At 58.6% G+C, this 16,488-nt stretch carries 6 protein-coding genes; 4 read left to right on the top strand and 2 right to left on the bottom strand.

Annotated elements, in window-relative coordinates:
- Positions 1-487 precede the first annotated feature (487 nt).
- The 4 genes from AC4IHP_RS04270 to AC4IHP_RS04285 all read left to right on the top strand — a co-directional run bounded on the left by AC4IHP_RS04270 (position 488) and on the right by AC4IHP_RS04285 (position 15,181).
- Positions 488-8,341, top strand: coding sequence for a retention module-containing protein (locus AC4IHP_RS04270; protein WP_490830951.1), 7,854 nt, complete (start codon positions 488-490; stop codon positions 8,339-8,341).
- A gap of 364 nt (positions 8,342-8,705) precedes the next feature.
- Positions 8,706-10,625: a hypothetical protein gene (locus AC4IHP_RS04275; protein WP_490830952.1), complete on the top strand. Its 1,920-nt coding sequence runs from the start codon at positions 8,706-8,708 to the stop codon at positions 10,623-10,625.
- 149 nt (positions 10,626-10,774) lie between these two features.
- On the top strand, positions 10,775-12,715 hold the full coding sequence (locus AC4IHP_RS04280) for a hypothetical protein (protein WP_490830953.1): 1,941 nt from the start codon (positions 10,775-10,777) through the stop codon (positions 12,713-12,715).
- 183 nt (positions 12,716-12,898) lie between these two features.
- Positions 12,899-15,181 (top strand): autotransporter outer membrane beta-barrel domain-containing protein, encoded by a 2,283-nt coding sequence (locus AC4IHP_RS04285; protein WP_490830954.1) that lies wholly within the window; start codon positions 12,899-12,901, stop codon positions 15,179-15,181.
- Between the two features lie 193 nt (positions 15,182-15,374).
- Here the strand turns inward: AC4IHP_RS04285 and AC4IHP_RS04290 are convergent, their stop codons facing one another.
- Together AC4IHP_RS04290 and AC4IHP_RS04295 are read right to left on the bottom strand one after the other, a co-directional pair.
- A complete protein-coding gene (locus tag AC4IHP_RS04290) occupies positions 15,375-15,767 on the bottom strand; it encodes a YbaN family protein (protein WP_460125116.1) in 393 nt (130 codons plus the stop codon).
- Between the two features lie 10 nt (positions 15,768-15,777).
- A complete protein-coding gene (locus AC4IHP_RS04295; RefSeq protein WP_016771143.1) occupies positions 15,778-16,365 on the bottom strand; it encodes a UPF0149 family protein in 588 nt (195 codons plus the stop codon).
- Positions 16,366-16,488 lie beyond the last annotated feature (123 nt).

The following is a 16,488-nucleotide window of genomic DNA, read 5'->3' on the forward strand; positions in this document are numbered from 1 at the left end:
ATTTGACGTAATTTTAGGGTGTAAGCGTTTCACTCTTGTAACAACAGAGCTAAGAACATCCTAGAGCGTAGCTAAGAAAAAATTTTCATAAGGCTTATTCCAAAAAAAACTTATGCGGTTTTTCAAAAGCAGCACATTGTTCAGCTCGAAAGCCTTTGTTTTATGCGCTTTAGGGAGCTCGAAAAGGCTTGAGGAAAGTTCCATTCACTTTGCGAGACACTGCGAAGTACTGCTGAAGGGGAGGGACGCGTAGCGGCAAACGAGCGACATTTTTTTGTCACTCGGGTGATTCACCACCGTTACGTAGCGCTAGTGGGTCGATGGATTGAACAGGGTTGGCAAGTGCTTGATGGCGCTGACAATTCTTTTCCAATGAGGCCTGCGAAACGAACTGTCGAGGGTGCGAGCGTCGCCCCCGGCAACCCGATTGAGCCATGGGCTGCTTCGCGAACCTGTGCCGACGGTGGTCGGCAGCGGAGGATTTCACATGGCAACGCTCATCGGTACGGTCACAAAAGTCATTGGTCAGGTGTTCGCCCAAGCGAGCGATGGCATCAAACGCCCGCTATTCGAAGGCGATCGTTTGTACGCCGGCGATCAACTGATCACTGGCGCGGAAGGCGCGGTGGCGGTGAAGCTGCAAAACGGCGAGGAATTGACCCTCGGCCGCGGCAGCAGCATTACCATGACCGGCCAACTGCTGGCCGACCAGGCGGTGCCGGTGAATGTCGACGAAGCGCAGACCCCGAGCCAGGCACAGCTGACCGACGTCGAGCAGATCCAGAAAGCCATCGCCGCCGGTGAAGACCCGAGCAAAACTGCTGAAGCCACCGCTGCCGGCCCCAACGCGCCCACTGGCAATACCGGGGAACTGGGCGGCGGGCACAGCTTCGTTCTGCTCACCGAAGTCGGCGGCCGAGTTGATCCGATCATCGGTTTCCCCACCGCCGGCTTCAACGGCATTCCCGAATTTCCCGAGTATCGTCGCGACGCCGACAACGACAATGGCGACGACACGCCGGCGCCGGTCGTGGTGCCACCGCCACCGGTGAACAACCCGGTCATCCTCAACGGTCTCGATGCTGCGGGCGGCGAGCTGAACCTCAATGAAGCCAATCTGCCTGACGGTACAGCGGCCAATCCGGGCGCTCTGACTCAGAGCGGCAGCTTCACCGTCTCGGCAGCGGATGGCTTGAACAGCCTGAGCATCGGCGGCATCAACGTGATTGTTGGCGGCGTGCCGATCGGCTTTCCCCAGTCGATCACCACACAACTGGGCAACACCCTGACCATCACCGGTTACAACGCGGCCACTGGCACGGTCAGCTACAGCTACACCCTCAACGGCAACGAGACCCACGCGGCCGGCGATGGCGTGAACAACCTCAGCGAACAGTTCACCGTGATCGCCACCGACGGCAATGGCGACAGCGCCACTGGCACGCTGGACGTGAATATCACCGACGACGTGCCCAAAGCGTTTGACGACGCCAACGGCATTGCCTCGGAAACCTTGCTGACCCTCACCGGAAACGTGCTTACCAACGACGTGCAAGGTGCCGACCGTGTACCTACCGGCCCGGTTACGCCTGGCACATTTACCGGTACTTACGGCACCTTGGTTCTGAACGCCGACGGCACCTACACCTACACCCTGAACACCAGCGATGCCGATTTCAAAGCCTTGACCGGTGGCGGCAACGGCACAGAGACCTTCGCCTACACCATCACCGATGCCGACGGCGATAGCAGCAGCGCCAATCTGGTTTTGCAGATCCACAACAATGACGATCCAGTCATCATCGACGGCCTGAACGTCGCCGGTGGCGAGTTGACGGTTTACGAGAAAAACCTCACTGACGGCAGCGCCCCGGACGCTGGCGCGCTCACCCAAAACGGCACGTTCACCATCACTGCACTGGACGGTGTCACCACGCTGACCGTCGGCGGCATCGCCGTGGTCACCAACGGCTTCGCCGCAGGTTTCCCGCAATCGATCACCACGCCCCTGGGCAGTACGCTCACTATCACCGGTTTCAACGCGTCGACCGGCGTGGTCAGTTACAGCTATACCCTGACCGATAACGAAGCGCACCCGAACGCCAACGGCGCGAATAATCTGCCTGAGCAATTCGCAGTCACGGTAGTCGATGACAACGGCACGACGGCCACCGGCACCCTCGACGTCAACATCGTCGACGACCTGCCGAAAGCCAACGATGACAGCAACGGTACCGCGTCAGAAAGCCAGCTGACCCTGACCGGCAACGTCCTGACCAACGACGTGCAAGGCGCCGACCGCGTACCAACAGGTCCAGTCACGCCGGGCACTTTTACTGGTACTTTCGGTACGTTGGTTCTGAACGCCGACGGCACCTACACCTACACCCTGAATACCAGCGATGCCGATTTCAAAGCCTTGACCGGCGGCGGTAACGGCACTGAAACCTTCGCCTATACCGTCACCGATGCCGACGGTGATACCAGCACTGCCAACCTCATTCTGCAGATCCACAACAACGACGATCCAGTCATCATCGACGGCCTGAACGTCGCCGGTGGCGAGCTCACGGTTTACGAAAAAAACCTCTGCGACGGCAGCGCCCCGGATGCTGGCGCACTGACGCAAAACGGCACGTTCACCATCACCGCGCTGGACGGCGTGACCACGCTGACAGTCGGCGGCATCGCCGTGGTGACCAATGGCGTCGCCGCAGGTTTCCCGCAATCGATCACCACGCCACTGGGCAGCACGTTGACGATTACTGGTTTCAACGCTGGAACCGGCGTGGTCAGTTACAGCTACACCCTGGCTGACAACGAAGCGCATCCGAATGCCAACGGTGCCAACAATCTGCTTGAGCAGTTCGCGGTCACGGTCGTGGATGACAACGGCACCACCGCCACCGGTACCCTCGACGTGAACATCGTCGATGACCTGCCGAAAGCCAACGACGACAGCAACGGTACCGCCTCGGAAAGCCAACTGACCCTGACCGGCAACGTCCTGACCAACGACGTGCAAGGCGCCGACCGCGTACCCACCGGTCCAGTCACACCCGGCACGTTCACCGGTACTTACGGCACCTTGGTTCTGAACGCCGACGGCACTTACACCTACACGCTCAATACCAGCGATGCCGATTTCAAAGCCTTGACTGGTGGCGGCAACGGCACCGAAACCTTCGCCTACACCATCACTGACGCCGACGGCGATACCAGCAGCGCCAACCTCGTTCTGCAAATTCACAACAACGATGATCCGGTGCTGCTCAACGGTCTCGACGTCAACGGTGGCGAGCTAACCGTCTACGAAAAAAATCTCAGCGACGGCACCAGCCCCAACACGCCCGCGCTGACCCAGAGCGGCACGTTCACCGTCAGCGCTCTCGATGGTCTGCAGACCCTCACGGTCGGTGGTATCGCCGTGATCACTAACGGCGTGGCTGCGGGTTTCCCGCAATCGGTGATCACCCCGCTGGGCAGCACTTTGACCATTACCGGTTATGACCCGGCAACCGGCGTGGTCAGCTACAGCTACACCCTGGCCGACAACGAAGCCCACCCGACTGCCAGCGGCGCCAACAGCCTCACCGAGAACTTCGACGTCGTCGCGACTGACACCGATGGCAGCACCGCCAGCGGCCAGATCAACGTCAACATCGTCGATGATTTGCCGACTGCGCATGCGGACGCGGCTTCGGTAGCGGAGGGCGGCACCGTCAGCGGCAATGTGCTGGATAACGATATCGGCGGCGCTGACGGCCCGGCGGTCAGCGGTGCAGTGGTCGGCGTGCGCGCGGGTGCCGACACTTCGACCTCGGCCATCGGCGGGCTAAATTCGCAGATCAACGGCACCTATGGCTACCTCACGCTTGATGCCAACGGCAACGCCGTTTATCACAGCAACCCCAATATGGTGAACGGCCCGGGCGCGGTAGATGTGTTCACCTACACCGTGCGCGATTCCGACGGTGATGAAAGCACCACGACCATCACCATCGATGTCTACAACAGCTGCTTGAAAGCGGTCAGCGACACCGATGTCACCGTTTACGAAAAAGCCCTCGACCTGAACAAGGACGGCCAGGATCTGGCGGCGGGCAGTGTGGTCGGCAGCGATCCGAACAGCACTGGCGAAACCGCTTCCGGCACCCTGGTCGGTTCGGTCACCGGCGCGGTCGGCGCGATCAGTTATGCGCTGATTGGCAGTGCTACCGGCAACTACGGGCAGATCGTCCTCAACGCCAATGGCACCTACACCTACACGCTCACTTCGCCAGCGACCACCACGCCGCACGCCGACGATGGCGCCAACAGCCTGAGCGAAACTTTCACCTATCAGGCCACCGATTCGCTGGGCAATGTCGTCACCAGCACGATCGTGGTGAGCATCGTCGATGACGTGCCGAAGGCGCTGAATGACAGCAATGCCGACAGCGCAACAGAAGCCCGGTTGACCCTGAGCGGCAACGTCCTCGACAACGATGTGCAAGGCGCCGACCGCGTCGCCAGTGGCCCGGTCACCGCCGGTACGTTCACCGGCACTTACGGCACGCTGGTGCTCAACGCGAACGGCACTTACACCTACACGCTGGACGCCAACGACGCCGACTTCAAAAACCTCCACGGCGGCGGCAACGGCACGGAAACCTTCACCTACACCCTCACCGATGCCGACGGCGACACCAGCACGGCCAACCTGGTGCTGAACGTCCATAACAACGACGATCCGGTGTGCCTCGATGGCCTTGATGTGAAGGGCGGCGAAATCACCGTCTACGAGAAAAACCTCAGCGACGGCAGCAACCCCAACACCTCGGCGCTGACCCAGAGCGGCAGCTTCACCGTGACCGCTCTTGATGGCCTGCAAACCCTGACGGTCGGCGGCATTGCCGTGATCAGCAATGGCGTCGCCGCCGGTTTGCCGCAGTCGGTGGTCTCGCCGCTGGGCAGCACCTTCACCGTCACCGGTTACGACCCGGCCACCGGCGTGGTCAGCTACAGCTACACATTGGTCGACAATGAAGTTCATCCGAACGCCAGCGGTGCCAACAGCCTCAGCGAGAGCTTTGCTGTGGTCGCCACCGACACTGACGGCAGCACCGCCAGCGGTCAGATCAACGTCAACATCGTAGACGATTTGCCGACTGCCCATGCCGATACCGGCTCGGTGGCCGAGGGCGGCACGGTCAATGTCAGCGTGCTCGGCAATGACCTCAGCGGTGCCGACGGCGTCGCCACGGTGGTCGGCGTGCGCGCTGGCAGCAACACCGCGACGTCGGCCAGCGGCGGGCTCAATAGCAACATCAACGGCAACTACGGCTACCTGACGCTCGACGCGGCGGGCAACGCGGTTTATCACAGCAATCCGAACTCGGTGAGCCCGCCGGGCGCGACCGACACGTTTACCTACACCATCCGCGACAGCGATGGCGATGAAAGCACCACGACGCTGACCATAAATGTCGCCGACAGCAAACTGGTCGCTTCGGTCGATCAGGATGTCACGGTCTACGAAAAAGCCCTCGATTTGAGCAAGGATGGCGCCGACCTGGCTCCCGGCACAGTCACCGGCAGCGAACCGGGCAACACCAGCGAAACCGCCAGCGGCACGCTGGTCGGTTCGGTCAGTGGCGGCAGCGGCGCGATCACGTACACCCTGGTCGGCAACGCCACCGGCAGTTACGGACAACTGCAGCTCAACGCTGACGGCACCTACACCTACACGCTGACCTCAGCGCCGAAAACCGCACCGAATGCCAACGACGGGCCGAATACCCTTAGCGAAACGTTCACCTACAAAGCCACCGATGCGCTGGGCAACAGCACCACCAGTACCCTCGTGGTGAACATTGTTGACGACGTGCCGAAAGCTGTTGCCTCGGATCGCTCGGTAACCGCAGTGGAGATCGATTCCAACATCCTCATCGTCCTCGACATCTCCGGCAGTATGGCTGATGCCTCTGGCGTGCCGGGCCTGTCGCGGCTGGCACTGGCCAAGCAGGCCATTGGCGCCTTGCTCGACAAGTACGATGATCTGGGCGATGTGAAAGTGCAGTTGGTGACGTTCAGCAGCAATGCCGCCGACCGCACCACCGTGTGGGTCGACGTCGCCACCGCCAAGACCCTGCTCGCCGGCCTCAACGCCGGCGGCGGCACCAACTACGACGCCGCCGTGGCGGTGATGCAGACCGCGTTCAACACCTCGGGCAAACTCACCGGGGCGCAGAACGTCGGCTACTTCTTCTCCGACGGCAAGCCCAACGAGGGCGACATCGGCACGGCTGACGAAGCCGCGCTGAAAAACTTCCTCGACGCCAACAACATCAAGAACTATGCAATCGGTCTGGGCAGTGGCGTGAGCAACGCCAACCTCGATCCGCTGGCCTACGACGGCATCAACCACACCAACACCAATGCGGTAGTGGTCACCGATCTCAATCAGCTCAACTCGGTATTGTCCGGCACTGTGCAGGGCGCGCCGGTTACCGGTTCGTTGCTGGGCGAGGGCGGTTCGTTCGGTGCCGATGGCGGTTTCATCAAGTCAATCGTGGTCGACGGCACCACCTACACCTACGACCCGAAAGCCCTCAGCGGCCAGGGCGCGTTGACCGCGAGCGGCGGTGCCAACCACGGCACCTTCAACACAGCGAACAACAGCGTCAGCATCGCCACCAACAACAGCGGCACGCTGGTGGTCAACCTCGACACCGGCGAATACAGCTACACCTCGCAGAAAACCACCGCCGTGGTGATCACCGAAAACATCGGCTTCACCGTCAGCGACAACGACGGCGATCTGGCCAGCTCCACGCTGACCGTGAAAGTGATCCCCAACGCGCCGCCAGTGGCGATGGACGATCACGTCATCACCAACGTGCTGTCGGGCAACATCGTGGTGCCGGGTGAGCTGCTGCTTGCCAATGACACCGATCCGAACGGCGATGCGCTCAACGCCACACCCACCAGTTTCAACACCGGTTGGGTGTCGAAAGCGGCGGACTTCACCGGCACCGGTCTGATCGGCTTCACCGGGCAGAGCAACAGCGCCGCCAACCAGAACCTGGCCAACGTGCGCAGCGCCTTCAGCGCCAATGCCGCGACCATGACCGCCGTGCTGGTGGTCAGCGGCTACCTCGGCGCGGTTAGCAACAGCAATGCCAATGACGAGGACCGCATCACCGTCAACCTGCGTCAGGGTGAAACCCTCAATCTGGATCACAACCTCGCCGCCGGTCATGTCGGCATGGAGTACTCGCTCAACGGCGGCGCCTGGACCGCGCTGGCGGACGGGCAAACGCTTACCGCATCGGCCGACGGCGTCTACCAGATCCACATCACCAACATTGCCAACGCTACCGGCAACGGCAACCCGAATGTGGCGGAAAGCTACCAGCTGACCATGACCCTCAACTACGCCGGGGCGCACGACATCACGCCGGACTACCACGGCACCTACACCGCCAACGACAACCACGGCGGCAGCGACACGGCCAACCTCAGCATCAGCTATCAGGATGGCCACACCCTCACCGGCACCGCTGGCGACGATGTGCTGGTAGCGGGCAGCGGCAACAACGTGATCAACGCCGGCGACGGCAACGACGTGCTCAGCGCAGGCTCCGGCAACAACGAAATGCACGGCGGCGCCGGCAACGATTTGCTCTACAGCGGCGCCGGCAATGACCTGCTCGACGGCGGCACTGGCAGCGACACCGCCAGCTACGCCCACGCCACAGCCGCCGTCACCGTCAACCTCGGCCTGCTCGGTGCGCAGAACACCCTGGGCGCGGGTACTGACACGCTGACCGGCATCGAAAATCTGCTCGGCTCGAACTTCAACGACAGCCTCACCGGCGACGGCAACAACAACGTGATCAACGGCGGCCTCGGCAACGACTTCCTCAATGGCGGTGCTGGCGATGACTTGCTGATTGGTGGCATGGGCAACAATACGCTGACAGGCGGGGCAGGGGCGGACACCTTCCAGTGGCTCAAGGGCAACAGCGGCCACGACCTGATCACCGACTTCACCCCCGGTACCGACAGGCTCGATCTGTCGCAACTGCTGCAAGGCGAAAACGCCAGTACCGCGTCGCTGGACGACTATTTGCACTTCACCGTCAGCGGCAGCGGCGCCTCGGTGATGACCAGCATTGACGTCAGCGCCATGGCTGGCGCCGCGCCGAACCAGACCATCGACCTTGCCGGCGTCAACCTCGCCAGCCACTACGGCGTGACCCCGGGCGCAGGCGGCATGATTGCCAGCGGCCACGACACGGCGACGATCATCAGCGGCATGCTCAATGATCATTCGTTGAAGGTGGATACGGTCTGATCTGAGGTCTGAAACAACAAAACCCGCCGCCCCGGTTGATTCGGGACGGTGGGTTTTGTCCGTCTGCAGAAACGTGTTGTCTCTAAGTCAGTCTTCGCGAGCAGGGAGCGCGGTGAAACTGCGGGAGCGAGCCTGCTCGCGAAGGGGGGCGGCTTGGACAGCGCATAATCCCGTCGCGCTGCCCCGACCCCATATTATCTAGCCCCCCCCATGCAAATTGCCTTCCGACAAGCGGTAGCAATACCTGTAATTTCTGACAGTAGGCAGGAGGTATTCAACGTCGTTAAATCAACTCAAGCAGCGACCCATCACACCTGGTGATTTGTGCATGTTCTGCTTGGGATGAGGCGAGGGAGTTCGTTCAATGCAACGCTCTGAATACACGGATGATGACCTGCTTGAGATACCTCAAGTGCCTGCCATCCTCAAGGATGCAGAAGGCAAGGAAAGTCCCGAAGGGCTGTTGCCGCGTTCCGCTTTGGCCGAAGACCTCACCGTCGTCATCCCGGATTGGAGCGCTCCCTTCGAAGATCCCATTCCCTTCATCGTTATCATCAGTTGGGCAGCACGAGGCGGTGCGTTCACGGAAGTCTACCGTGAATCTTTCGACGATCCCGGAGAGAAGACGCTGATTGTCCCAAGGGAGAATTTGAACTTCGATCACGGCACTTATTCCCTGTCGTACAGAGTCAGCTACGGCGGCAATCCGATGGACTCAGAGATCAAGCGAGTCACAGTCGACAGATCTCCGCCGAATGACAATCAGGAACCTGACCCTCTGATTCTGCTGGATCTGGCGGGCGACATCACTGACGACTACCTCTCGCAGCATGGCGAAGTACGGTTTCAGGTACCGCTGTATGTCGATGCCCGGGCCAAGGATCGTGCGATTTATTACTGGACGGACCACCCGGATCCCCTGGATTCGGAAATCGAAATAGCTGAGCAGGAGTTCAGTCAGGAGGACATCGACGATAAACGTCTGATCATCGCCATGACTGAGGCAGATATTCGTGACAGCGGTCCTGGGCAGCGCTTCATCTACTACCGGCTCCGTGACTGGTCTGGAAATCGCGGGCCGCGCTCAACGTTGCTGCCGGCTTTCGTCGATCTGAATCCTGCCCCGGGCAAACTCAAACCGCCGAAGGTGCCGTTGTCAGCGCGTGGTCTCATCGACCGGCAACATGCCCGTGAAGGCGCAGTAAGCCAGCGGGCTGTTACCGTCGAAATAGATATGTATGAAAATCCGGATCCGACCGACAAGGTGTTGATTAACTGGAACGGTCACGAACTCACTCCGCTCGACGTCGATCCCGCCAAGTTCCCGCAAGTGGCTGTCGTGCCCTGGATGACCCTGACAGCAGACGGACTAGGGCCACTGAACATTCGCGTGAGCTACCGCATACAGCGCGGCGGTACGCCGACTTTGCCATCAGCCGATACGCGGGTGATGGTGAATCTGACAATCGCTGGGCAGGATCATGCCAACGCCCCGGCACTATTGAATTCCACGTTGGCCAAGCTGGAAGTTTACGGTGCCATATCAAAGCAACCCAACAAGCTGTCAACCGTCGATTTCGGTGAGCCGGCCGAGGCGCGCTTGGCGCTTTATGACAATCCACAACCGGGTGAAAAGCTTTTCCTGTATTGGGGCACGATAATCACGCCCGTCGCCGAATATGAAGTGGTAACCGGCGATGTCGCGGGCAAGCCGATCATTTTCAGTGTTCCTTGGGGGGCGATCGAACAGGACAAAGTGAATCCGTCGCTGCCGACCTGGTATATCACCAGTAATGGCGTGAACCTGCAGCAGGCGCAAGTGACGGCCGTTGATGTTGCGATCATCGTGATCGAGAACTTGCCGGAGCCTACATTTCCTCATGCCAACCGTGATGGCGTACTCCACTGCTGCAGCAAGCCCAGATTATGGGAAGGTGTCTTCGTACATGTCGCCGGCAATGATGCCTTTGATAAAGACGATATCGTCGAATTGTCCTGGCTAGGATGTGCCGGTCTGAATGGAACCGATCCGATTGAAGGAACGGACGAAACATTCAAAACAACGCTGACCGCCGAGCAGGCTCGGGAAGGTTTTGATGTGCATGTCAGTGACTACGAGCGTCTGATTGCGCCCATGGTAAACAACGGCTCGGCGCTGTGCAGTTATCACCTGAAAAAAGCCAACGGTGGCATAGGCAACTCAAAGCCGGAGTTTGTCATTATCAATCGAACGTGGCCGAGTGGCGAAGTTTGCGGTCCGGATAACGACCTGTGTGAGGTGTAGTTTCCAAGTGTATTGACGCGGCTCGGTCGAAGTTAATCAAAGGCTTTATTCGAATTTTTTTCACCCATGCAGTCATTGTGTAAAAACTCTGGCAAGGAAGCTGTTCGCCCTGTGCCAGTCAAAAGAAGTTGCTCAGAGGATAACAAAAGATGACCAGTATTCACTCGTTGACACCGGCGCAGAACCGCGAACGTTTCTTTGGTGTTCGTTTTCGCAGCCCGAAGGCTGCGGCATTACCCCCGGAACTTCATCCGGATAATCCGCTACTCCCTGATGAAGCGGATGATGCTCCAAACCAACTGCACTCACGCTTTCAAGGATTTCCGCTGAAAGTGCAGATCCCGCGATTTGCCGAAGCGGATGATCCAAATGGTGTTCAAGGATTTCTTGAACTTATGTGGGATGGCACAAGCATACCTTCTACGCGAGTCCGTTTCACAACTCCGGTTGATTCAGGTACTACGGTGTTTGATCTGGTTTTACCGGAAGGCTACACATCATCCTCAGGACCTCATGAGTTGAGTTATGTGTTGAATTTTGGCGGTAACCCATCGGAAGTAACGCCACTCGCAATCAACATTGATGCAACAGCACCAATAGCTTTCGGCAAGGCAACTGTTCCTCCTGAGGTGGAGAGAGACGGCATTACCAAAAAATACCTCGACGATAACGGGTTCGTATTGGTTACCGTTCCAAACTATGGAAGCAAGAAGCTCGGTGACATCGTTGAGTGTCTCTTCGGGTCGAGTTTGCCAATTCCGACGATCATCGGAACAATGACCATAACTGACCCGGCAGCTCCGATAACGTTTGAATTGACCCCCGCACTGGTCGGTACCGAGGAAGGTTTAAGATCCATTTTTTATTACCTCAGCGACCGTAAAGGTAACCGAAACACACCACATTACTACACGGAACTCAATGTCTCGCTGACCGATCCTCCGGAAGGGCTTATAGCACCCAGTATCCCTTTGTTTGATGACGATGCCGACCCCAAACTGGTAGATCTGGCTGATGCCCAGGCCCCTCTGGGGGTCGGTATTCTGGCTGAATATACAAACTATCTGATGGATGTCGACGAGTTGGAAGTGACTTTCGACGGGGTCGTGCAACCGGCGCAGAAGATCAATGCGTTTCCGTTCTACGTGAACATTCCTTATCGGGATGTGTTCAACGGCAACCTCGATGAAAAAAAGGTAGCCGTAAGTTATCGGATCAAACGCCATAACCTGCGCTATCCACTTGGCACAACGCCACCTTCAAAAGACGTGGACGTTGACCTGCGGCGGCCCGGAGATGGCGACGGCGGCGAGAATCCGGATCCCAACCTGGCGTTGGTGACTGTGCAAGGTGCGGTCACGACTACTGCGAATACTCTGCGGGAAGAAGACAAAGACCAGGCTATAACTGTAACTGTTCCGGTTTTCGGCGGTGTCAAAGACAAGGATGTTATGACACTCATATGGAAAGGCGTTGAGGTTACTGCCGCGCAAGGTGGTGTAAAGGTATTGAACGGAACGGAAACCGGAAACTTGTCGTTCAGTGTGCTCTGGGAAGTCGCAGACGCGGGTGGCAATGGTAATCCGCTGCCGGTCACCTACAAAATCACCAACCCTGACATCAATGATAACGAAGTGCACTCACGGCCGCGGAATGTCGACGCGCTCATTCGACCGGGTGTGGTTCCTGAAATCAAGTTTCAGCATCTGGATCCGGACTTCACTGACTGGTTCAACTGTGGCTCACTGCGCCCGGACCCGGTTCTGATTAGATGTGCAGAAGTACTGGTTTCCGGTGGCGAGCCGCAGTTAGCCGATCAAACTCTGGAGTTTGTCTACCAGGGGTATACCAATGCGGAGGGCACTGCAAAAAAAGACGGTACTGAAGAAAAAGTAACTTACACGCCAACGCTGCAGGAAGCGACTGCCGGGTTTGTCGTGAAAATTCCCTATCAGAAAATATTGGCAACGGAGAGTGCGTGGGGCGATATCACTTACTCGGCAATCATTGACGGGCGCCCGGTAAGTGCTCAGCGACACTTGGTCAGGGTACACATGAAAAAAGGCGACGGGTCAGTCTGTGATATCTGATCGTTGAAGTCAGGGAGGCATTCAAGCCTCCCTTTTCTTTAAAGGACTACCAAGTCGTAGGAAGTTTCTGTACGCCTAGAGGACTATTCCTACAGCTTTTTATGGGGAGGGCAGGCTATTGTCCGCTCCCGTCAGATGCTATTGAGCTGCTCGGGCCAGTAATTATTTCGAGGTGAATCAATCATGAAAATTTTGGATGTATCACACGTTCGCGTTGTTCCTGCGCGGTCGGGAATAATGCTTTGCTTGCCGGCCGTTTTTTTTTTCACTGACTTTGCCCATTCGGCAACTATCGTTGATAACACCACGCTGAATATCGATGCATCGACGGCGTCTACGGATTATCTGGTGCGCAATAATGGCGTGCTCAATGCCTCCGATGCCAGTACCCGATCGATCACGGCGCAGTCCGGTTCATTGCTGAGCATCAATGGCGCCACAGTCGTCGGCAACAACGGTGGCGATGGCGTAACAGTCACCAGTAGTGGAGCAAGCATTGATCGAACGACGGTGACCAGCGATGAAATCGGGCTGGCGGTCAATCGCTCCAGTGTCACCGCGGGTGGATCCACCGTGACGGTGTCCAACAGCCAGATCAGTGGACAACTGATCGGTTCGCAGGTCACGGGCCTGAGCTCCCTGTCATTGACCAATACGCAAGTCATGGGCGCGGCCAGCGATGGCATTGGTGTGAATATCCTCGGTGGAGAAGTGAGTGCTTCCGCGCGTACGACCATCACCGGCCAGGCGACAGGGGTGCGGATGGTCAATGACGCCCTCAATGTGGGAAGCCGTACCCTTTCGCTGGATAATTCCACGGTGGAAGGTATCGGTGGTTCTGCGATTCTGGTGGATCGTGGTACTGAGGCCACGATAAACGTTCTCAACGGGTCCAGCCTTATTGCTGGCAACGGCAGATTATTGGATGTTCAAGGGACATCGATCGCGACCCTGAGCGTGGCCAACAGCACCCTGAATGGAAACGTCCATGTGGCGGATAACAGCACGGCCAATCTTCTTTTCGACCAAGGCGAGATAACGGGGGACGTGCTGGTCGATGGCAATTCTACCGCCAACGTCACGCTGCAAAACTATGCTCAATTGACGGGTCGCCTCGACGCTGTCGACAGCGTGCAGATCAACAGCAACGCCAACTGGACGCTTATCGGCAACGATTCGATCGGTGCACTGGGCATGAACGGTGGCACTGTCAGCTTTGGCGCTCCTGGTGCCCCCGCTACGTATCACCAGTTGAATGTCGGCACGCTCTCCGGCAACGGGACATTTGTGATGAAGGGCGATTTCGCCAGCGGCGAGCATGACTTTCTCAATGTCGCCGGCGCTTCCTCGGGCGACTTCGCCCTGGCTGTCGCGGCCTCTGGTCTGGATGCGGCCTCGCCACAGCAGTTGACGCTGGTACGTACCGGCACCACCGACGCTGCGAATTTTGCTCTGGCCGGCGAGCAGAGGGTTGACGTCGGTACCTGGTCTTACGGTCTGGCCAGCCGGGAAATCGAGGGAGGAGCAAAGGAGTGGTTTCTCGATCCGACCACTGAGGTCATCAGCCCCGGCGCGCGCTCGGTGCTGGCTTTGTTCAATACCGCACCGACTGTCTGGTATGGCGAGCTGTCTTCGTTGCGCAGCCGCATGGGTGAGTTGCGTTTCAACGGGGGTCAAGCCGGTGGTTGGATCCGCACCTACGGCAACAAGTACAACGTTGCCGATGGTTCAGGTGTCGGGTATCAGCAAACGCAAAAGGGCTTGTCGCTGGGCGCCGACGCGCGTCTGGGAGAAAGCCAGGTGCTCCTCGGGATACTTGCCGGTACAAGTGAGTCCGACCTGGATCTGAATAGTGGCACCTCAGGCGCAGTAAAAAGCTACTACGTCGGGCCCTATGTGACTTGGCTAGACAGCGACACCGGTTACTACTTCGACGGCGTGCTCAAGTTCAACCGCTTTCGCAACGAGTCCAAGGTCAATCTTAGCGATGGCTCGCGGACCAAGGGCGATTACGACAACTGGGGGCTGGGCGCATCTGCAGAGTTCGGCCGGCATATCCAACTGGCCAACGACTACTTCGTAGAACCGTTCACCCAGTTGTCGGCCGTGCAGATCCAGGGCAAGCGCTACACACTGGGCAACGAGATGGACGCCGATGGCGATCGCACGCGTTCGCTGCTGGCGAAGGCCGGTGCCACGTTGGGTCGCGAATTCAGCGTCGGCAGAGGCGTTGCCCGGCCGTACGTGCGAGCGGCCATTGCTCATGAGTTCGCTTCGAACAACGAGGTGAAGGTCAACAGCAATGTGTTCAACAACGATCTGTCTGGTTCGCGTGCGGAGTTTGGTGCGGGGGTGGCGGTGGCGATGTCGGACAAGTGGCAGGTGCATGTTGATCTGGACTATTCCAATGGCGAGCATATCGAACAGCCGTGGGGAGGGAATGTCGGGGTAAGGTACAACTGGTAATTACCATCTCGTTTATCGAAAAGTGTCTAGTGATCGGCGAGACACTTTTTGTTCCCACTGAAAATGGCTTCATCTGATCCCGACGCCGTGATACTTGCCGTAATACTGCACGTGAGCTTCATAGCCGCTGATGATGTTTACCATGTGGTACCGAGCAGGAACGCCCCCGGCACTATCAGCTGACCAGTAATAATCATTCGCCCCTGGTCTTCTGCCGCAAGATATAAACCGTCACCAACACCGCGCTGGTCAGCATGAACCCCCGCGCCCAAACCAGCGGCACCAGATAACACGAGAACAGAATGCTCAGCCACATCAGCCCGATCGCGTAGACCTTGCCTTTGAGCGGGATGCCGTTGCCTTCGAGGTAGTCGCGAATCCATGGCCCCAGGCGTGGGTGTTCGACCAGCCAGCGATAGAAGCGCGGAGAGCTGCGCGCGAAGCAGGCCGCGGCGAGCAAAAGGAAAGGGGTGGTGGGCAGGACCGGCAGGAAGATGCCGATCACCCCCAATGCGACGCTGAGCCAGCCGATGGCCAGCAGGACGTAGCGCAACATCAGGGGGCGGTTGCCTATGGGGTTGTCCATAGGCCAGGTCTTAGTGGTGGCGTGGCTTGAGGATCGCCGGTTTTTCGTCGGGGGCCTGGCACAGCAGGTACAGCGCGGTCAGGGCTTCCGGGATCTGCACGATCATGTCGTCCATCAGGTTGGCGTCCTTGGCGATGTCTTCGAACTCAGGCTGCTCGTCGAACAGGCCGGAACCGACCATGATCGGCAGGAGCATTTCGCTGACTTCTTCTTCGGCGGTTTCGAACCATGCCGCTTCGCGCAGGAACACACCTTCCATGAAACCGATGCACCAGCCGCGCAGTTCGGAGTCGTCCGGCTCTTCGCCCAGATCCAGCTCGCACGGCAATTCGAATTCTTCATCCGAGGCCAGTTGGCGAGCGATGTGCGCTTTGAGGCCGATCAGCGTGGCTTCGATTTCGGCACGCTGGGCTTCGTCGGTGTAATGCGGCTCTTCGGCAAACAGCGCGTCGATCCACTCGCGTTCCGGAACGTCTTCGGAGCAGATCGACAGCGCGGTCAGGTAACCGTGGGCGGCGACGTAATCCAGCGCCTCGTCGTGCAGCTCGTCGGCGTCGAGGAAGACTTGCAGGCGGGTCAGTTGCTCAGCGAAGGACATTACGGGGCTACCTTGGGGAATAAACAATGCGGGAATTCTAGGCCTTCTTGCGCGCTCTAGCCAGCCGCTTGGCAGATTTGCCCGAATTACCGGCCTCACTGGAAAGATGAATAACCCTGTGGG

The organism is Pseudomonas sp. UF-293 (assembly GCF_058245595.1).